This is a genomic window from Planktotalea sp. (assembly GCF_050633725.1).
GTDB lineage: Bacteria > Pseudomonadota > Alphaproteobacteria > Rhodobacterales > Rhodobacteraceae > Planktotalea.
On record NZ_JBOEHB010000001.1, the window covers coordinates 158,502 to 178,955 of the forward strand.

Consider the following 20,454-nt stretch of genomic DNA (forward strand, 5'->3'; position numbering starts at 1 on the left):
GGACCTTCGCTTCATTTGCACGGTCTTTGGGGCAATCTCGAGAAAGCTGCCGTTCATTTGGTGGTCGAATTCAACAATGTTGCGCCAGATCTAATGGCGGCAAAAAACCATTGTGGTCAATGCTAAGTATGTACAGTTAGAGTGCGATACATTCATCGAACGCATCAAGATTTTTCTGGCTTCGACGCGTACACTTCGATGTGTTCTATTCATCGTAAACATAGGAATCTGCGATCCATGAATTTTGGCAATCGAAGGGATGGCTGGTGCGGTACCTAAGTGCCGCCGCCACAATCCTAAGTTGCTAAAGCTGATGGCAAATTGACATTAAATACCAACATTTCTAATGTTTCATAAATATTTGCTACCAATATGTGATTGGAACTCCGGTAGCAACTGTCTGCCGCGTGTTCTCCAGAACATCTGGTACCAGCAGCGTTGTGTATTTCACTTGTTAAATTTTTGGTAAGCTTACGGCCCGTTCTTACGGCTTTTCTTTTGAACCAACAAATGTTTGGCAAAGGGCAATGACCTTGCGCCTATAAGGACACGATCATGGCAAATCCATATACAGCGGCCCTCGCTTTTCAAGAAGCATACGGCCTTTATGAATTCATTGATGGTTTCGGCGAACCTACACCAGAAGATCTAATTTTAGAGCAGCTTCAGGCTCTTAGTGACTTGGTGACCGAAGTGCTGGCCGAGGTGGAGGCGACAAGACGCGAAATTGTCCAAACCGAGCTCTCTGCCATTCAAAGCCAGATTGACGACGCTGCTCTGGATTACCACAGATATTTGAAAACTGGGGACTCTACGAACGGCGACGTAGCGGTGACTGGTTCGGGTGCCGCCTTAACCGCCTTGCTAAACTACGCCAGTGTCGGTTCAATCGAAAAGGCCGCGCTTCTTCCAATGGTCACGGCCGCGGTTGCCCTACGGGTACGTGTCATCAATGATATCGAAAATGGTGATACTTCATACACGCATAAACAAGAATTGCTTGATGCGCAGACATTTATCGATGATTTTGCCGATACGCTGCAAGACGAAGTAAACGCAAACGTTCTACTGCAATATCGAGGCTCACGTTTCGAAGAGGTCACCGATCCGGTTACCTATTATGGGACCACTTATAGCGGCGGTGATTTGGAATTTTTGGAATACACTGTTTATCCCCAAGGATGGATTTCTGACGACTCGCTGGTTCAAACTTTTGAAATTATCCGTCACCGTGCTGAAACTGAACCTTTTTTCCCTGCTGGACCCGACTGGTCCTACGCATCTCCGTTCAGCTTGGCAGAGCTCGCGCAGTGGGCAAACGTAAACAATCGCCAAGACATCGTTCTTAACACAATCTATCCTGTGCAGGATCTGGCATATGACGTGTTTGGCGGAAATGATTTCGAAGCCATCAGTGACCGTCTGGGGGATTTGACCAACGGAACATATCATCGCGATGGGGGCGCATCGGGCCCAACGGATACCCACACCGTTGCCTTTTCTACGCAAGGCGTTGTTTTTGGAATTGGCGGCGATGACACGATCACAGGTAATACTGGTAACGATGTGCTTTTTGGCGATGATGCAAATGAGAAAGATGAATTTGGCGGCGATCTACCATTCGGGAACGACGAGTTGCGCGGACTCGATGGCAACGACAATCTGTTTGGCGGCGCTGGCAATGACCTGCTGCTTGGCGGCATTGGCCGCAACCGCTTAGAAGGCGGCAGCGGCGACGACACGGTTAGCTACGCGGATTTGACCGCTGGCGTGACGGCGTTACTGACGGTCAATATTTTTCAGGACACGGGTCAGAGCATTGACTGGATCAAGAGCGTCGAGAACCTTACAGGCAGCAATTTCGATGACCATCTGACGGGCAATGGGTTTGGCAATATCTTGAGCGGTCTAGACGGCGCAGATACGCTGAAAGGTTTGCAAGGCGAAGACACGCTGCTCGGCGGGAACGGCAACGATTCCCTGAAGGGCGGCAATGACGAGGATCTCCTTCGTGGCGGCGCAGGGCGTGATACGCTTCGGGGCGGCAACGGCGACGATACATTGATCGGCGGCGATGCAAACAATGACGAGGGAGATTATCTTTTCGGCGGCGCTGGCATCGACACTGCGCTTTTTGAAGGGTCGACGAGTGTTTTTCTGGACATCAACGACCTCGCATATGGATCGCAGTCTAATGGCTCTCTTTCTGGTATCGAAAACATCACGACAGGATCAGGTTGGGACAATCTACAAGGGAGTAGTGTGGCCAATCACTTCATCACTGGCGATGGCAATGACAATCTCATGGGTCGCGGTGGTGATGATACGCTTGATGGCGGCGACGGATTTGACACAGTCAGTTTCTGGGAGAACACCACAGGTATAACGGTCGATCTGGACAACACGGGCGCCCAAAACACTGGCGACGGGCTTGATACGATCCTCAACGTCGAAGCGGTTTGGGGCGGCACTGGCAACGATCTGATTAAAGGCACCTCTGGCGGCGAGAGTTTCCTTGGACGTGACGGCGACGACATATTCGAGGTGGTACAGGGCTTTAGAAACCTTGATGGCGGGACTGGTTTTGACACCGTGCGCTTTTTGGACAACACGAACACAGGCGTCAACCTATCCTACTCCCAGATCGCTGCGGGCGGTGCGTATGACCTTTTTACCAGCATTGAAGCGGTTGAGACCGGAACCGGAAATGACACGCTCTTTGGCGATGACTTTGCCAACCGACTATCTAGTGGCGGTGGGAACGATACACTTAGGGCCGGTCTTGGCGATGACACGATTGACGGCGGCGCTGGCATAGATCTGCTGACATATGAAGGTAGCAGTGCAGACATCACTGTCGATCTTAGTAATAGCGCGGCGCAGGCTACAGGCGAGGGCCTACTCACGGTAACGGGTGTCGAGAACGTCTATGGCGGGGACGGAAACGATAGCCTGACGGGCGATGCTGGCAACAACGTGCTCTTTGGAGATGATGGCAATGACACGCTCAATGGTGGCCTTGGCAATGACACCCTGAACGGTGGGTTGGGCAGTGAGATTGATACGGCCTCTTATGCGGGGCTTTCGGTGAATGTCACCGTCGACTTACGCCTGCAAAATGGCCAAACCCAAAACACAGGCGCTGGTGTTGATTACCTTTACGGGATCGAGAACCTGACTGGCGGCAACGGCAATGATCTGTTGATCGGGACAAGCGCCGATAACGCGCTGAGCGGTGGTCTTGGCAATGACACGCTGAACGGTGGGTTGGGCGATGATACCTTAGACGGAGGCGCGGGCTTTGATTTTGCGCGCTTTGAAACGGTATTAGGCCTTACAATTGATTTGGCGAATACGGGTGCGCAGAATGTGGGTAACGGCGTTGACACATTCATCAGCATTGAAGGGCTACAGACCGGCACAGGGAATGACACGATCTACGGTACGACTGGCGCGGACCACATCGTTTCGGGTGGAGGCAACGACATCATCTTTGGACGCGGTGGCAATGATACGCTGGATGCAGGGGATGGTTTTGACGTTATCAATTTTTCAGATCTGACAAGCGATGTCACCATCGACCTCAGCATTGGCGGAGGGGTCGATACCGGTGTTGGCGTTATGACACTCCTCAACGGTGAGTTCTTCGCGACAGGAAGCGGCCACGACATGCTGATCGGCGATGCTGGCAATACGGCATTTTCTGGCGGGGCTGGCAATGACACGATGATCGGCGGCTTGGGCGAAGACTCATTTTATGGATCAACTGGGATCGACCTGGTGTCTTTTGCACATATGACGACGGCTGTGACCGTTGACCTCAGCAACAATTCCACGTCTCAAAATACCGGCGAAGGCACTGACTATTTCTTCGATATCGAGAATGTCGAAGCTGGTAGCGGCAACGATGCACTGAGCGGTGGCTTTGGGGATAACCATCTGAGCGGCGGGCTTGGTAACGATACCCTGACTGCGGGTCCTAGCGGCGTTGATACCCTCGACGGCGGCGGCGGTGATGACGTGCTGACGGGCAGTGGCGTTTTGATCGGCGGCGCAGGTGACGACACCTTGAACGGTGGGGGCTCCGCTACTGCGATGTTCACTGGCAGCGTGGCTGTCACTGTCGATCTGGGGCTCTCTACGGCGCAAAATACGGGTCATGGCATAGATACGCTCTTAAACGTCAGACATGCGACTGGCGGCGATGGCAATGATCTTTTAATCAGCAGTGGCGAGCAATATACGCGCCTGACCGGCGGCGCAGGCGATGATACATTGCGCGCAGAGGGCGGCGATACGCTTCCCTTCGGGTTTGGCTATGACACGCTTGAAGGCGGCGCGGGCTCTGACACCGCAGAATTCTTAGATACGTTTGATGCGACGATTGATCTTGGGATTGTCGGCGATCAATTCTTCGGGCATCGCATTGTCAGTTTGATCGACATCGAAAGCATTACGACAGATGGCGGCAACGATAGCCTGACAGGCACGGATGCTGCGAACTACCTGAGCGGCGGCGCGGACAACGACACGCTCAATGGCGGACTTGGCAACGATACGCTTGATGGCGGCACAGGTATTGATACCGCGCTGTTCCTTGGCAGCACTGATACCACCGTTGATCTTAGAATTGCGGCTGCGCAAAACACTGGTCATGGCCTCGATACGGTTCTCAACATCGAAAACGTTATTGCAGGCAGCGGCAATGATGTGCTTACGGGGGATGCGAGCGACAACGAAGTGACAGGCGGGCTTGGCGATGACACGCTCGATGGCGGCGCTGGCAATGATACGTTGATCTTCGAAGGTTCAACCGCGGTCGCTGTTGATTTGAACATCACTGGTGCGCAGAACACAGGTCACGGCGTCGATACAATACTCAACTTCGAGAATATCCAGGGCAGCCATGGGTCGAGCACTTTAATAGGCAACGATGGAGCAAATAGGATCATCGGCGGCGTGAACCATGACACGATTACGGGTGGCCTTGGGGATGACACTCTGGATGGATTTGGCGGATCGGACACAGCATTATTCTATGGCACAGTCGATGTGAGTGTTGATTTGAATGTTACTGCCGCGCAAAATACCGGGCATGGGTTCGATGTTATACGGAACATAGATCACATTAGCTCTGGCAGCGGCAACGATACGCTGACTGGGGACAACGGCCGTAACACCCTATTTTCGGGCGACGGCGATGACATGCTTTATGGCGGGCTCGGCAACGATATGCTCGCTGGCGGGAACGACGATGATACGCTGAGTGGCGGCGATGGCAACGACACATACAATGGCGGGGCTGGGATTGATCTAATATCCTTCGCGCATATGACGACCAGCGTTACAGTTGATCTGGGCAACCTTTCGACGCAAGACACAGGCGAAGGTCTCGACTATATTTATTTCGTCGAAAACGTGCTTGGCGGCAACGCAGATGACGTTCTCTCAGGCCGCGCAAATTATGAGAATGAACTGTTAGGTGGCGCGGGTCATGACACGCTTAATGCTGGTAGTGAAAGCTATTCTCATCAAGCAGATACGCTAGACGGTGGCAGCGGCAACGATGTTCTAAATGGCGGTGCTGGCAATGTCATCCTTATTGGTGGCGCTGGCAATGATACGATAAATGGGGGCACTCAAGCTGCCAACCGTTCTAGTACCGCGGTGTTTGAAGGCGCTATTGATACAACTGTCGATCTAGGGATCACGGCGGCCCAGAATACTGGCCACGGGTTTGATACCTTGCTTAACATTCAGCGCGTTGAAACGGGTAGCGGGAATGATCTGCTGTTAGGCGATAGCAACGCAAATAGCTTATTGTCGGGTGAAGGCAGCGATACCGTAAGCGGCGGCCTTGGCAATGACACGCTCGATGGTGGCGCTGGTTTTGATATGGTACAGTTCCTTGGCAGCACTGATACGACGCTCGTCCTTGGGAGTGTCGCCGATCAGGAAACGGGCCATGGCTTGGACCAGATCATCAACTTTGAAGCGGTTGTGACAGGATCAGGAACTGACCATCTAACGGGCTCGTCTGAGGACAACCTGTTCAAAAGTGGCGCTGGTAAAGACACGGTTCTGGGCAATGACGGCGACGATACAGTGTTCGGGAATAGCGGTTATGACAGTATCGAAGGCAATTCTGGCAACGATAGCCTGATGGGCGGCAAAGGTAACGACACAATCTACGGAGGCCGCAATAGGGATGAACTAGAGGGCAACTCTGGAAACGACCAACTGTTCGGCGGTAGTTTTAGTGACTGGCTGAATGGCGGCAAAGGTGACGACAAGTTGGTTGGCGGCTCTGGCTCGGACGACTTCATCTTCAAGAGCGGCGATGGCGACGACACGATAGAGGACTTTGACGCCACGAATAATAAGGAAGACATCAAACTTGCTGATGTTCTGGAGATTGTCGACTTTGCGGATTTGGCTGCCAATCACATGCAGCAGATCGGGAACGATGTGGTAATCGACGATGGAGACAATTTGACGATCACCTTGCTGAATGTCGATCTTGGTGACTTGGGAAAAAGCGACTTCATTTTCTAGCGGATGCTTGAAGAGGAAAAGGAAATTTTGGTTGCTATCCAAGCTTTTCAGTTCTCGAAAATCTGCATAGCAACAACTGAGGGTTGCTCTAAGGCCTGTTTTGAAAAGCATCCTAAGCTCGCGGTTTTCAACTACCCCGCCGAACTGGACTTTGGCGCACTTGCAGCGAAAGGCAGAGATGGTGAGTCACACCGCAGCAATCCAGATCACTCGCGAACGGCAGGTTCGGGCCGCCCGCGAAGACGGCCCAAATTTCTAGATTTCAATGGCCTCTGCGATCGCAAGGGCGTCTTCGAGTTCAACGCCCAGATATCTGACTGTGCTGTCCATCTTTGTGTGGCCTAGCAGGAGCTGAACTGCGCGAAGGTTTCCGGTCTTCTTATAGATTTGGGTTACCTTGGTGCGTCGCATTGAATGGGTTCCATACGCGCTTGCATCAAGGCCGATTGATGTGACCCAGTCCCGGACAATGCGAGCATACTGGCGGGTTGAGATGTGAAGGCGTTCGTGAAAGCGACCGGGCCAAAGGTACTCTGAGCCGACCATGAGTTCGTCTTCCATCCATTTCTCGACCGAAGCCCGAGTGCCCTCCGAAATCTCGAAGCGTACCGGTTTTTGGGTTTTGCTTTGCAGAACGGAAGCGCGTTCTTTGATTTGGCCCGATGCCATGACATCGACTACTTTCATCTTCACCAGATCACAGCCTCGGAGCTTACTATCGATTGCCATATTGAACAGCGCTAGGTCTCGGTGATTCTCCGCCAGTTCCAGTCTGACGCGGATCGCCCAGACATGTTTCGTTTTCAATGGTCGTTTCTGTCCGACGATGCTGCCTTTATTCCATGCAGGGCGAAGCGCGCGAATGGCAGGTAAGTTTGGTGTTTCCATGACTGATCCTCCGATCTGCCAAGCCCTCCCAAAACGACAACCCGACGTTGACCAACGCAACATATCACAGGATGCTGCGCCGCATCCGATGACCGAAACGAGCCCAAAATGACAAATGCTGCGGAATGCATAAAAGGCTGACAACCGGCGAAAGCCGGCATTGGCGATAATGAGCACAGCACAATCCTGCAGTTCATGGATGTCGCCAAAGCTGCAGCGCGGCCCGTCGTTTCCGGCATTTGCCATGACAGCAATGTTCGGCATCATCGAAAGAATGCTGGGAAGTGTTAACTTGCCTGTTCCGGCCAGACCACGCGAAAACTTTGGTGGGTGGTGGTGCTGTCCGGCGATACCCCGACCGTGCCGCGATCCTGTAGCGATAGCAAAAGGAGGCGTGACACAGGAAGGATCCGCCCTTGGACAGTTAGTAGCCCTTCATCGTCGCAAGCCTCTGGCGCACGTGTTTCTTCAAAGATTTGATTCGATAGGCGTCGGCCGTCCATTCCCAAACATTGCCGACCACATTGTAAAGCCCATAGCCGTTCGGCTCATAGTACCTGGCCGGAGCGGTGGTGACGAAGCCGTCTTTGGCGCTGTTGGTTTTGGGAAAATCGCCCTGCCAGATGTTGCAGGGTTGGAAATCGGCATCATCGGGTTCGCGTTCACCCCCGGAAAAGTGCACGTCACCCAGCCCGCCACGGGCGGCATGTTCCCACTCGGCCTGGGTGGGCAGGCGGCCACCGGCTCATTTGGCATAGGTCTGCGCATCGTTCCACGACATATGGACGACGGGATGGTCCGGATCCCATGCAGCCTCCATGGTACCCGGCCCGTTGATGTCACGCCAGTTGGCACCATCCACGCGGCGCCACCATTCGACGTCCTTGACGCCCAATGTCGGGCCAAGCCCTTCAGGCACTTGCATCCAGAAGACGAAGGACAAGCCGAACCTTTCGGCTTCGATGAAATAATTGGTGTCGGCAAAGAACGCGGCGAATTGCGCGTTCGTGACTGTGGTTGCCTCGATGCGAAAGGGTTTCACGCGGGGGTTCCTGATCGGGTCTTCGCCGTCATCCGGGGTCTCGGGGCGGCTGGTGCCGACGAGCGACCTGCCCCTCGGAATGCGCACGACATCATCTGGTATGCGTTTTCCGCTGGTGGCGTTGGGCGCGGCAAGTGGTGTGTCTGTCCCTGGACTTCGTGAGAGGCTACAGCAGCTGGCTTTTTTCATGTCTGGTTGCATTGGGTGAATTTAAGTTCCTGGTGAGCCATTTCCAAACCGCTTGAACAGCAAACCGGCCAAACCCACGGTGAACAATATGCGAAAGAGATGGTGGATCGAGACAAGGACCGGACTAACCCCGAGGCTTAACGCGATCAGGCTCATCTCGGCGACCCCGCCAGGCGCAAAACTGATCAGCAATGTTCGGAAAGACATTGAAAGGAGCTGTCCCAGCACAATTGCGAAACCCGAAGCAATGGCAAGCGTCACCATGACCGATACAAAACCAAGCGCGAGAGCGGACAACAATTGTCGCAGGGTGGTCTTGGCAAACTGCGCGCCGAGGCTCGCGCCAACGATTAGCTGCGCCAGGTTGAGAAGTGCCGGGGGCCCGCCCAGATCGATGGCTCCCGAAGATTGCAGGAACGCCGTCAATACCAATGGACCAAGCAACGAGGCCGCTGGCAAACGAGAGGCTTTGCCGATCCAAAGGCCAACGGGAGCGATCAAAGCCACCATCAGCCAATCCCGCCAGTCGGGGGTCCCCTTTTCAAAGGACTGGCTTGCGGCACTGCCCACCGCTTCTCCGGTCACCACCAAAAAAAGAAGTGGAACAATCAGGATCACCAGAACGTTACGCGCGAAATGCTGGATGCTCAGGGTTTCGACATCTCCACCCGCTTTCGTCCCCATTTCCACCGCTTCGATCAAGCCGCCCAGCATAGCTGCATAGAACGAGGTTGGCCGGTCATAGCCGCCCAGATAATGAAAAATGACATAGTTCGACGCCTGCGCCAGAACGACAAAACCCATCATCGCACAAAGGGTAACAGCGAGGGTTGGTGCCATGGACAACACCTCGGGCGTGAAGGTCGTGCCGATCATCGTGCCAATCACGGAAATGAACATCTCTCGCAAGGTTTTGGGGAAGAAAACCGGACGGCCTGTGCGCGCGGCGAATGTCAACGCAAGGACCGCCGTCGCCACGAGGCTTCCGAGAAGGAAGGGAATTGGCCAGCCCATGGCAAGTGCCGCGAAAGCCCCCGCCAACGCGGTTGCGAGGACCAGTGTCAATTGCAGGACTTTGGATCTGAGGTCTTTCATGCGAATGGCGGTTCTGTTTTGCAGAGCAACGCGGCGTTTCCGGTCAGTTCACCGATACCAACTTCCCGGGGTTCATGATGTTCAGCGGATCAATGGATTGCTTCAGCTGTGCCATGAGTAGATAGGCTTCTCCGTGTTCTTCCACCATGTATTTCTTCTTGCCGGTTCCGACGCCGTGTTCGCCTGTCACCGTGCCCCCAAAGGACAGTGCCGTCCGGTTCACTTCGGAAGCCAGTTGCTTGGCACGGGTCATTTCGTCGGCATTGTCGGGGTCGATCAGGATCAAAAGGTGGTAGTTCCCGTCACCAACATGCCCCACGATCGGGGCAATCAGGCCAGACTCGGCGATCAGCTCTTTTGTGTGCGCAATACAACCTTCCAGCGCTGAAATGGGAACGCAGCAATCCGTGACAACGCCCTCACAGCCTTTGCGAAGCGACTTGCCTGCGTAATAGGCATTGTGACGCGCCTGCCAAAGCCGTTCGCGATCTTCCAGCTTCGTTGCCCAGTCAAAGCCGGACACTCCGAATTCTTCCGCAACGCTTTCAAACAGGTCGACCTGTTCTTTGACACCCGCGCCGGACCCGTGAAACTCAAGGAACAGATGCGGTTTTTCGGGCAGGTTCAGATCAGGGTTGAAGATGTTCATGCCTTTCATCTGCACTTCGTCCAAAAGCTCGATCCGCGCCATGGGAAGCCCCATTTGTATGGCCATGATTACCGTGTTCACGGCATCATCAATGGTTTCAAAAGCGCAGGTGGCTGAAAGCTCGGTGTCTGGCCGGCCGAACAGACGCACGGTGAGTTCGGTGATAATGCCCAAGGTGCCCTCGGACCCCACGAACAGATGGGTCAGGTCATATCCGGCCGAGGATTTCCGCGCGCGCGAACCCGTATTAATCACCCGGCCATCCGGCAGCACGACCTCAAGCGCGAGAACGTTTTCGCGCATGGTGCCATAGCGCACGGTATTGGTCCCTGACGCACGGGTCGAGGCCATGCCGCCCAGCGAGGCATCGGCACCCGGATCGACCGTGAACATCAAGCCCGTCGCCCGAAGATCGTCGTTCAGCTGGGTCCGCTTGACACCGAGTTGCACAACCGCGTCCAGATCGCTTTCGTGAATTTCCAAAACCTTGTTCATCCGGCTGGTATCCACACTGATGCCGCCGTGAATTGGAATCACATGCCCCTCCAAGGAAGTGCCGATGCCAAACGGAACAACGGGCACTTTATGCGCCGAGCAAATCTTCATGATCGCCGACACTTCGCCGGTATTTTCAGGAAAGGCAACGGCGTCGGGCAATGCTGGTTCCGAATAGGCTTCGTCACGACCATGGATTTCGCGCACGGATTGGCCCGTGGATAAACGGTCACCCAGAAGGTCTTGCAGTTCAGACAAAGCCAAAGAAATAGTGTCCTGCGTCATGGCAGATCCTCGTGTTGAATTTTCCCAGACGCAGCTCAGGTGGCGGGCGGCGGCGTTGCCGAGGGCGCACCCAGTTTCGACGCGGCCTCTTTGCCGCCATAGGCTTTGATCATCGCGTCCTGATCTTCGAAGGCTTCCGTGTTGACCGCGTCCGGGTCGCAGATCTTGCGAAGCTCTGCCTGCATCCGGGCAAGGTCATCCGCGTAGGCAGGGTGCTGCGCCTGATTGCTCAGCTCTTCGGGGTCTTCGGCCAGATTGAAAAGCTCAGGCTCAAAGCCAACATATTCGATCAGTTTCAGATCGCCCTTGCGCAGCATGAACTCGCCGGACACCGCGCCGATCGCGTGATATTCGCTGAACACGGCGCGATCGGTGTCGTCTTCGGACGCCGCAATGTCATAGAGAGATTTCCCGGGGCGTTCGCCCGGAAGCTCGGCATCAAGTTGATCGATGATTGTCTCCGAAATGTCCAAAAGGCTTGTAGTCGTGTGGCTTGTCGGTCGGGGATCGGCCCCCAGATCCGGAGCAGGGGAAACAATCAACGGGATCGCTGCGGATTCATCATACATGTTCATCTTGCCCCAAAGGTCGCGAACGCCAAGGTTTTCGCCGTGATCGCTGGAATAGATGATCGTGGTATTGTCGAACTGTCCCTTTTTTTTCAGCGCTTTGATCATCCGGCCGACATTGTGGTCCATGTAGCTGGTCAGCCCGTAATACGAGGCAATCGCGACGCGCCTCTCTTCCTCATCCTCCCAGCCATCTTCTCCGACCATCGCATCCGCCATCTTGTCCATCCAGGGGTGGCGCGCGTACCCATCCTTAAGTCGCAGCTTGTCTGGTGGAAACTTGTCCAATGGATAGAGGTCATAAAACTCCTGAGGCGAGATCAACGGGTGGTGCGGCGCAACAAGTCCGACATAGAGGCACCAAGGCGCGACGCTGTCTTGTGATTTGGATAGCCAGTCGCAGGTCATGTCCGTGACGCTTCGATCGTACCTTGTGTAACTGCTTTCGCCCGGTCCGATCGTGTCGCCCATCATGCGTACATGTTTGTTATAGACCCGCTCGTCTTCGCGACGAATAGATCCCCACACCATGCCGACCCCATCGGCCACATGCATTGGAATATGCTGCACGTCGAAGCCGCTGTCGTCCTCTCCATGGCGGTAATGCAGCTTGCCAATCGACTCAACGCGAACGCCTTTGTCCTGCAACGCATGCCCCCAGCCACGCGGCGTTCCCGTATAGGGCATCGCGTTGTCCCAGTTGCGAATGTCGTGCACTTGCCGACCTGTCGCAAAGGCCGCGCGGGCAGGAACACAGATCGGAGAGGGTGTGTAAGCGTTAGTAAATCATGTGCCACGCGCCGCCAGTTCATCCAGATGTGGTGTCTGCACCACCGGATGATCCGCACAGGACATGGCACGGGCTTGGTGCTGGTCTGAAAGGATGACGAGAAGGTTGGGGGTGGATTCCATCGTTTATACTTCTTCCAGCTCGGGAGCCGGGCTGTTGAAATCGGTCTTTTGCGCGGCGTTCGCCATAACCTTGATCGCCTTGTAGATAACGGCCAGTTCGTCTTCGGTCAGCGTCGCAACCAGATGCCGCTGGCGTTCGTCCAGCACCGGGCCAAGCTGCTCGTGCGCCTTGCGCGCCTTGTCGGTCAACTCGATTACATGCTGGCGTTTGTCATCTTCATAAGGGTGGAGAATCACATAACCCCTTTGCTCTAGCGCGCTCAGCATCTTGCTGAACTGGCCCTTGTCGATGCCGGTCGCCTTGCGAACCGGTGTTGTGGTGTTTTCGATGCCAAGAGCGACAACGCGAACGATCCGCCATTGCGCAAGATTAAGGTCACCATAGGAAGAGATGATGACCTTCGCCTGCGCGTTCAGCGCAGAGTGCAATTGCGCAATCTGGAAGGGCAGCAACAGGCCCAATCCAATCGCGCTATCATCTGAATTTGGCATTTCCACAATCCTTCACTTCATTTGAATTTCTATCACGTTAGTGGAAAAGTCAACTTGATTGTTGACTTTTCCACCTTTTTGCCCGACAAATGGCGTCAACGAATTTGCGCTTCAGGGAGGAGAACATGAAGAAGTTGCTTAAATCTGCGGTGGTCGCTACCGTGATTCTCGGAACGTCGACAGCCGCATTTGCAGCAGACTGGACCCCGCCGGGCCCCATCAAGATGATCATCGCTTTTGCCGCGGGTGGCGGTGCTGACACGCAGGCGCGACTGATCGCGGAGGAGCTTGAAGCGGCGCAGGGTTGGAAGGTTATCCCCGAACAAGTCACCGGCAAAGGTGGGCTGAACGCCGTGAATGCGGTAAAGGATGCGCCTGCGGATGGCACAACAATCGCCATGGTCGTGACGAGCAGCCTTGGTTATAGCATGATCGCCTCGAAAACGGGTTCGTCGCAGGACGTGACGCCGATCACCACTACCGCAGGCACGCAAATGGGGATCGTCGCGCTTGCCGATAAAGGCTGGAAAACGCTTGGTGATGTGATCGAAGCAGCCAAGGGTGGTCAGGACATCCGGTTTGGCGTCATGACTCCGGCACTGGGTGACATTGCCTATGTGACTGGCAAGGAAAATGGCGTCGATTTCAACATCATCTCGGTCAAGGGCGGCAAGGCTGTCATGAACGGCCTGAACGCGGGTGACATGGATGTTGGTTTCGGTGCTGGTATCTAGGCGAAAGCCGTTGCCTCAGGCGATATGGTCGAACTGGCATCCGTACGCAGCGAACCGTTGCAGAACTCGCCAGACGCCCCGCTTCTGTCCGAATATGGGGTCGACTTCGTGAGCGAGCTTGCGTTCCTGTTTGTGGGTCACAAGGATATGGACCCCGCAGCGCGCGCGGCCATTGCATCGGCGATTGCCGAAGTTGCAACCAAAGAAGGTGGCAAGGCCAATGCCTTCCTCACCAAAGGTTTTGGCGGACCAATGATCCTCGCCGGAGAAGAGCTTGAGGCCACAGTTCAGGACGCATACGACTCCTCGGGCGCGCTGATCGCAGCAGCCGCTGATTAAGTCCCCTCTACTCTGATCGCGGGCGGCGTTCGCGCCGTCCGCTCCCCCCCTTAGCCAACCAAAGAGACCGATATGCGAAACCTCTCTGCCAGCACGGCACTGGGTCTGGGCTGCATTGCCTTCGCTTTGATCCTTGCCTTCATCTGGATACCCCTCGACACCGAGACCTGGTTGGTCGAACGCAAACGCGGCCGTTATATCGTCGGTGACAGTCTTGCGCCGACACTGGCTGCGGGTTTCATCTTGATGGCAGGTGTGATGCTGCTGTTTGAACGACGCTCGCCTGACTATCACCCTTCCCGACACAATCTGGTATTTATCGGAGCGATTTCGATCGTCGGCGTCATTGGCATCCTGCTGATGCGTTGGGCCGGACCGGTTGCGAGCGGTTTGTTAGGGGGAGAGGAATACAGGCTTCTACGCGATACGGCGCCCTGGAAATACATCGGTTTTGTCCTCGGAGGCGGCACGATGGTCTTCTGCATCGTGTCCTTTGTCGAACAACGTATGACCTGGTGCGCATTGTGGGTCGCGCTGGCCGCTGTTATCGGGATCATCGTTCTTTATGACTTGCCATTTGACGACGTTCTTCTGCCACCGAACGGGGATGTCTGATGACCGGTTTGGGCACCCTTGACTATATCTGGCTTGGCATTCTTGCGGTCTTTCAGGGGCCAGAGGCATTCTCTCTCCTTGGCGTTTCCGTCTCGATCACCGTGATGATGGTGGCCTTCGGGCTGGTTCTCGAGATCGTAGTGGGCGCCACCCCAGGCTTGGGGGGAGTCATTGCGATGGCCATTTCCCTGCCCATCCTGATTTCGATTTTCGGGTTCAATTCGGACGCGCTGTTGCCTGTTATGGGTTTCCTGATCGGTGTCATGAAAGGATCTACTGTCGGAGGGGCCGTGCCGGCGATCCTGTTCAACACCCCCGGCACGCCCGACGCCTAGATGACCACGCTTGACGGCTATCCGATGGCCCAGTCCGGCAAGGCGCGCAAAGCGCTGAGGATTTCCCACTTCTCGTCAGTCACAGGGGACACGTTTTCGGATATAGTTCTGATCATCTGCGCACCATTCCTGGCGATCCTGGTCGAAGCCTATCTGGACCTACCCGAGAAGACGGCGCTCCTGATCCTGTCGCTCAGCTTTATTGCGGCTGTGGTCGGGGGGTCTGCGGCCAAGGGTCTGCTCAGCTGCGGGCTTGGGCTTTTGGCTGTCTATATCGGCACCGGAGAAGACTTTTATCCCCGCCTCAGCTTTGGCAGCGCCGCGCTTTCGGACGGAATCCCGATTACGGCTGCGGTCATTGGTGTGCTCGTCATCGGGGCTATTTTCACCGAGCTCGAAAACCTTTGGCACCAAAAACGCCACGCCGGGGCTATCAAGGTTGCCAAGGATGAAGGGGACCAGCGCCTTCACTGGGCCGACATTCGGCGGATACTTCCCTATATTGGTCGCTCGGCCGTCATCGGCACCACGATTGGCGCACTTCCCGGCGTCGGCTCGACGCTTGCCGCCACCATCGGATACGCGACCGGCAAACGCATTCACTCAAAGAACAAAAAGCCGGACGAGCCGGAGTTCGGACAAGGGGCCCCAGAAGGTATTGCCGCGACCGAGGCTGCAAATTCCTCGGTTTCGGGGGCAAACCTGATCCCCGTCCTGTCTCTTGGCATCCCCGGCAATACGGCCGCCGTCTTCCTGATCCTCGCTGCTGAATCCATCGGGGGGTTCAACCCTGGCCCGGCGGTTTTCAAGTTCTCGTCCGACTTGAACCCTGAGCTTGTGATAGCTTTCGGGCTATTCACGACCATGATACTGGCCAATCTTCTGAACTGGACGGTGGGTGGGGTCTTCATGCGCTCACTTGGTGCCCTTGTGCGTATCCCGAAACAGTACCTCTTGCCGCTTGTACTGCTGCTGACCTTCGCGTCCCTGTATGTTCAGGAAACTTCGATGAGCGCGATCTGGTTCGCCTTCGGGTTCGGTGTCCTGGGTTACTTTATGATGCGTTTTGCAATTTCGCCGCTGCCCTTTGTGATCGGGTTTGTCCTCGGCGGGCGCATCGAAGACACCGCAAGACAGGTGTTTTCCGCAACTGGAGGCGATCCCTGGTTCCTACTCAAAAGCCCGATCGCGGCGGCGTTCATCCTGTGCACCTTCGCCGTGATCTTTCTTTCTCTCCGCAAGCCAAAGGCAGACAAGACATGACACGCCCAAACATCCTGTTCATCACGTCCGACCAACAGCGCGGAGATTGCTATGGGTTCCGGGGGCGTAACGTCTATACGCCGCATCTGGATATGCTTGCCGCGGAAGGCACCAGCCTTGAAACCGTTGTAACCCCATGCGTGGTCTGCCAGCCCGCGCGGGCCTCGATCCTGACCGGTCTGTTGCCACGTACCCATGGCGTGCACGACAACGGGATCGATCTGGATCCGGAACTGGGTGAAAAGGGCTTTGCGGCGTCGCTGTCTGCGGCGGGTTATCACACGGCCAAGATTGGCAAGGCGCATTTTGCGACCTATCACACCTTTGGAGACAGCGACACGGTCGAGTCCATTCCGGGGTCTGCCAAAGTGCCAGAGGGGTGGCGCGGGCCCTATATGGGATTCGATCATACGGAACTTGTCCACATCGGCCACAACTGGTGGCTTCCCGAAAAACCACCTGCCGGGTTAGCCTATGAAGAATGGTATTATGGCGACGGTCGGGGCGAACAGAAAAACAAGCTGCTGTGGGAAAGCCACTGTGATCACAAGGGCGCGCCGCAGGTCTGGTCATCAAAGCTGCCGGTTGCGTATCACAATTCAACCTGGATCGCGGATCGTGCCATAGATTTCATCAAGCAGGACCATGACAAACCGTTCTGCATGTGGGTGTCTTTTCCGGACCCACACCATCCGTTCGACTGCCCCGAACCCTGGGCCTCGTTGCTCCGGCCGGAAGAGGTGGACCTGCCGGAACACCGAACGCGCGATTTCGAGGGTCGTCCGTGGTGGCACAAGGCCGCGGTCGAGACCAAGATCGAAGGCAAGGGTGCCAAGATCCGCACCAGCTATTCGCGTTATCCTGAAATTTCAGATGAACACCTGCGCGAGGTGATTGCCAATACCTATGGTCAGTTGTCCTTGATCGACCATTCTGTCGGGCGCATCATTGCCGAACTTGAAACACAAGGTTTGGCCGACGACACCTATATCGTCTACACCGCCGACCACGGCGATTGGCTGGGCGACCATGGGTTGGTTCTGAAAGGGCCGATGCCATTTGAGGGTCTGTTGAATGTCCGCGCCATCGTGAAAGGCCCCGATGTCCCCGTCGGAAAAGTCAGCTTTGAGCCCCTCTCAACCCTCGATCTGGGCGCGACCTTCATGGATTGGGCAGGGGCAGTCAGCCTGATGGACATTCACGGCCAGTCCATGCGCGATGTTATCTCGGGAGACGGCACTCGCGAGGCCGCTATGAGCGAATGGGAGCTTCTCCCCGGACGCGTGGGCGTCGGCTTGTCTCTGCGCACCGTGCGCAGCAAGACGGCTAAGCTGACCCTGGACCTGCAATCTGGTGCCGGAGAGATGTATGATTTGGAGAATGATCCGCTTGAGCTTCGTAATGTCTTCGATGATCCCGACTACACTGCAATGCAGGCTGACCTGACCGAGATCCTGATGGCGCGTCCTGATGATATGCGACCCAATCAGGTCCAGGTCGGCATGGCGTAAGGAGGTCCCAACTTGCCGACGACCACATATGCTGAGGGTTTTCGCCAGCTCTTCAAACGGAAAGTTAACCTTACGCGGATTCGACGTTCCCCCTTAACGAAACCGTTTCCGAATAGGTTCAATTCCGTCAACACGTTGGCGTCGATGTTTCCGTCATCTATCCCCGCAGGATGAAGGTCGGTGCAGCGGCCCAGGCACCTGTCGCCTTTGTGTCGGTCGGCTTGCTGGGCATCCAGAACACCGCCGGTGAAATCGAGGTCGCCTATGGCAGAAGGTCCTACACGACCTCTAGGCAGCAGAACGTGAATGATGAATTTGACAAAGGATTTGGACCAGCTTGCTCCCGAGGAGAATGACTTGTTGCCAGTCCTTGGTGTTTTTTCTGTATACCCAAGGCGCCGAGAGCTGCCCTTGGGGCCATTGCAGCGAAAGCTAACTTCGTCCGCGAAGTGTGAATTAGCCCATCACCCGATTTTGCGATTGCAGCGAATGTCGGCAATGCGGGCTGCGAACGCATCATTTGGAGACCGCGCTCAAGGTCGGCTTTGGGCCGCCAGCAACAGCGGCCCAAGCAGCTTAGATTCCAATCGCCTCTGCGATCGCTAGGGCGTCCTCAAATTCGACGCCCAGATACCGAACTGTGCTGTCCACCTTGGTGTGTCCAAGCAAAAGCTGAACCGCCCGCAAGTTGTCGGTCTTTTTGTCGATCTGGGTCACCTTTGTTCGCCTCATCGAATGTGTGCCCTATGCGCTCACTTCTAAACCGATCGACGTGATCCAATCGCAGACGATTCGCGCATACTGGCGTGTCGAGATATGCCGGCGTTCATGGAACTGACCTGACCAAAGGTACTCCGAGCCGACGATTAGCTCATCTTCCATCAACTTTTCGACCGAGGCGCGCGTGCCTTCGGATATCTCAAATCGCACTGGTTTCTGTGCCTTGCTTTGCAGAGCACCGACGCGCGTTCCTTGATCTGATCAGACGCCATTACGTTGACGACTTTCATTTTTACGAGATCACAGCCTCGCAGCATGCTATCTATCGCCATATTGAACAGCGCGAGGTCTCGATGGTTCTCGGCCAGTTCAAGCCGAACTCGGACTGTCCAAACGTGTTTAGGCTTCAAAGGCCGTTTCTGACCAACGAAACGACCCTTGTTCCAGGCGGGGCGAGTTGCGCGAATGGCAGGTAAGTTTGGTGTTCCCATGACTGATCCTCCGATCCGCCATGCCCTCCCAATACGACAACCCGACGTTGACGACAGTACTGTATCACGGGATTGCTGCGCTGCATCCGAGTTTCTGACGTCAGCGGTTATGGGTTCAAATAGGGTTGTTTGCTAAGAGAGGGTTTGTTGCTCATCGTATCTACTGAGAAGTGGACGATGAGAAAGACAGCGAAGATCCCCGGCGAGAAGATCGTCAAAGACATCTAGGGTGCAACGCGCAAGCACTATTCATCCGAGGAGGAGATCAGGATCGTGCTGGATGGCCTGCGCGGCGAGGACAGCATTGCTGAGCTGTGCCGCCGTGAAGGCATATCGCAGGGTATCTACTACAAGTGGTCCAAGGACTTCGTGGAAGCAGGTAAGAAGCGGCTGGCTGGCGATACCGCGCGTGCTGCGAACACTGATGAGGTCAGGGAACTGCGCCGGGAGGCAAAGGATATTAAAGAGGTTGTTGCCGAGAAGACGCTTGAACTGCGGCTTCTCAAAAAAGCATGCATCGGGGATGGGGGCGACCGCGAATGAGGTATGCTGCTTCAGAAAAACTTGAGATTATTCGGCTCGTGGAAGAAAGCCATCTGTCGGCCCGCCGGACACTGGCTAAGCTGGGCATCCCCCGCACCACGTTCTACCGTTAGTATGACCGATATCTGCAACGTGGTGAGGCTGGCCTTGCTGATCATTCTCCCAAGCCAAAACACGTCTGGAACCGCGTGCCTGACGACGTGAAACGCAAGGTTGTTGACTTCTCCTTGAAAGAGACAGAGCTATCACCGCGGGAGCAGGCGGTGACGTTCACGGATCAAGACCGCTATTTCGTCTCAGAACTCACGGTCTATCGTACACTCAAGGCCCATGATCTGATCACCAGCCCCGCCATAAACTATTGGCGAACGCGATTTTTGTTAGGGCGGTTCCAAACGAAGTAAGCCACGGCAGCCATGAGTTGCTAAGGTTTAGTGGTGGTGTCGCTCTCCCGTCTGAAGCGCTAAAGCGAAGCTTCCCCGACCTTGATTTTGATCATTTGCCAAACCATTGGTGGTACGCTTATGAGGAAGCAGGGGGCGCTGTGCCAGCCGAACCAATGGCTCTTTTCCAATACCGGATTGCTCAGTTTGCCGTCCAATTGAACGACGTTAACCAAGAAGCGATCGCAATCGTTGGCCACGGAAATGCATTTCAAAAAATCATCGAGCTTATTCTGAACAACTGTGCATTTCACCAATATCGATGAGCTTCATCTCCAACTCGCGGGGC

Annotated in this window: 11 protein-coding genes and 5 pseudogenes; 8 read left to right on the forward strand and 8 right to left on the reverse strand. The window is 55.2% G+C overall.

The annotated features are described in order from the left end of the window. Positions 1-555: 555 nt before the first annotated feature. The gene (locus ACRBCU_RS00805) at positions 556-6,555 is read left to right on the forward strand and encodes a beta strand repeat-containing protein (protein ID WP_431363456.1); all 6,000 of its coding nucleotides are present in this window, start codon (positions 556-558) and stop codon (positions 6,553-6,555) included. Between the two features lie 255 nt (positions 6,556-6,810). Here ACRBCU_RS00805 and ACRBCU_RS00810 read toward each other — a convergent pair whose 3' ends face one another. The 7 genes and pseudogenes from ACRBCU_RS00810 to ACRBCU_RS00840 form a co-directional block, all read right to left on the reverse strand. Beyond that, the gene (locus ACRBCU_RS00810; protein WP_431363457.1) at positions 6,811-7,443 is read right to left on the reverse strand and encodes a tyrosine-type recombinase/integrase; all 633 of its coding nucleotides are present in this window, start codon (positions 7,441-7,443) and stop codon (positions 6,811-6,813) included. 424 nt (positions 7,444-7,867) lie between these two features. Continuing rightward, positions 7,868-8,686 (reverse strand): annotated as a pseudogene (locus tag ACRBCU_RS00815) (SUMF1/EgtB/PvdO family nonheme iron enzyme). Positions 8,687-8,695: 9 nt separating this feature from the next. Then, on the reverse strand, positions 8,696-9,769 hold the full coding sequence (locus tag ACRBCU_RS00820; protein WP_431363458.1) for an AbrB family transcriptional regulator: 1,074 nt from the start codon (positions 9,767-9,769) through the stop codon (positions 8,696-8,698). 43 nt (positions 9,770-9,812) lie between these two features. Next, positions 9,813-11,198 (reverse strand): FAD-binding oxidoreductase, encoded by a 1,386-nt coding sequence (locus ACRBCU_RS00825; RefSeq protein ID WP_431363459.1) that lies wholly within the window; start codon positions 11,196-11,198, stop codon positions 9,813-9,815. Positions 11,199-11,233: 35 nt separating this feature from the next. After that, positions 11,234-12,541, reverse strand: a pseudogene (locus ACRBCU_RS00830) (sulfatase-like hydrolase/transferase); the annotation flags it as partial. A gap of 12 nt (positions 12,542-12,553) precedes the next feature. Further along, entirely contained in the window at positions 12,554-12,679 is a 126-nt protein-coding gene (locus ACRBCU_RS00835) for a hypothetical protein (protein WP_431363460.1), read from the reverse strand. A 3-nt stretch (positions 12,680-12,682) separates the two neighbouring features. Continuing rightward, on the reverse strand, positions 12,683-13,171 hold the full coding sequence (locus tag ACRBCU_RS00840) for a MarR family winged helix-turn-helix transcriptional regulator (protein ID WP_431363461.1): 489 nt from the start codon (positions 13,169-13,171) through the stop codon (positions 12,683-12,685). A 125-nt stretch (positions 13,172-13,296) separates the two neighbouring features. Between ACRBCU_RS00840 and ACRBCU_RS00845 the strand changes: the two genes are divergently transcribed. From ACRBCU_RS00845 to ACRBCU_RS00865, 5 genes and pseudogenes are all read left to right on the forward strand, one after another. Then, positions 13,297-13,905, forward strand: coding sequence for a Bug family tripartite tricarboxylate transporter substrate binding protein (locus ACRBCU_RS00845; RefSeq protein WP_431363462.1), 609 nt, complete (start codon positions 13,297-13,299; stop codon positions 13,903-13,905). A 24-nt stretch (positions 13,906-13,929) separates the two neighbouring features. Continuing rightward, positions 13,930-14,244: a hypothetical protein gene (locus ACRBCU_RS00850; protein WP_431363463.1), complete on the forward strand. Its 315-nt coding sequence runs from the start codon at positions 13,930-13,932 to the stop codon at positions 14,242-14,244. A 72-nt stretch (positions 14,245-14,316) separates the two neighbouring features. Beyond that, positions 14,317-14,859, forward strand: a complete 543-nt coding sequence (locus ACRBCU_RS00855; RefSeq protein WP_431363464.1) for a hypothetical protein — start codon at positions 14,317-14,319, stop codon at positions 14,857-14,859. Positions 14,860-14,966: 107 nt separating this feature from the next. Then, positions 14,967-16,457, forward strand: a pseudogene (locus ACRBCU_RS00860) (tripartite tricarboxylate transporter permease). Beyond that, the gene (locus tag ACRBCU_RS00865; protein ID WP_431363465.1) at positions 16,454-17,968 is read left to right on the forward strand and encodes a sulfatase-like hydrolase/transferase; all 1,515 of its coding nucleotides are present in this window, start codon (positions 16,454-16,456) and stop codon (positions 17,966-17,968) included. Before ACRBCU_RS00860 ends, ACRBCU_RS00865 begins: the two are co-directional and overlap by 4 nt. Before the next feature lie 576 nt (positions 17,969-18,544). Here the strand turns inward: ACRBCU_RS00865 and ACRBCU_RS00870 are convergent. Beyond that, positions 18,545-19,179 (reverse strand): annotated as a pseudogene (locus ACRBCU_RS00870) (tyrosine-type recombinase/integrase). 177 nt (positions 19,180-19,356) lie between these two features. On the opposite strand from ACRBCU_RS00870, the pseudogene ACRBCU_RS00875 reads away from it, so the two are divergent. After that, positions 19,357-20,075: pseudogene (locus ACRBCU_RS00875) on the forward strand (helix-turn-helix domain-containing protein); the annotation flags it as partial. 8 nt (positions 20,076-20,083) lie between these two features. After that, entirely contained in the window at positions 20,084-20,431 is a 348-nt protein-coding gene (locus ACRBCU_RS00880; protein WP_431363725.1) for a hypothetical protein, read from the forward strand. Positions 20,432-20,454: the final 23 nt, after the last annotated feature.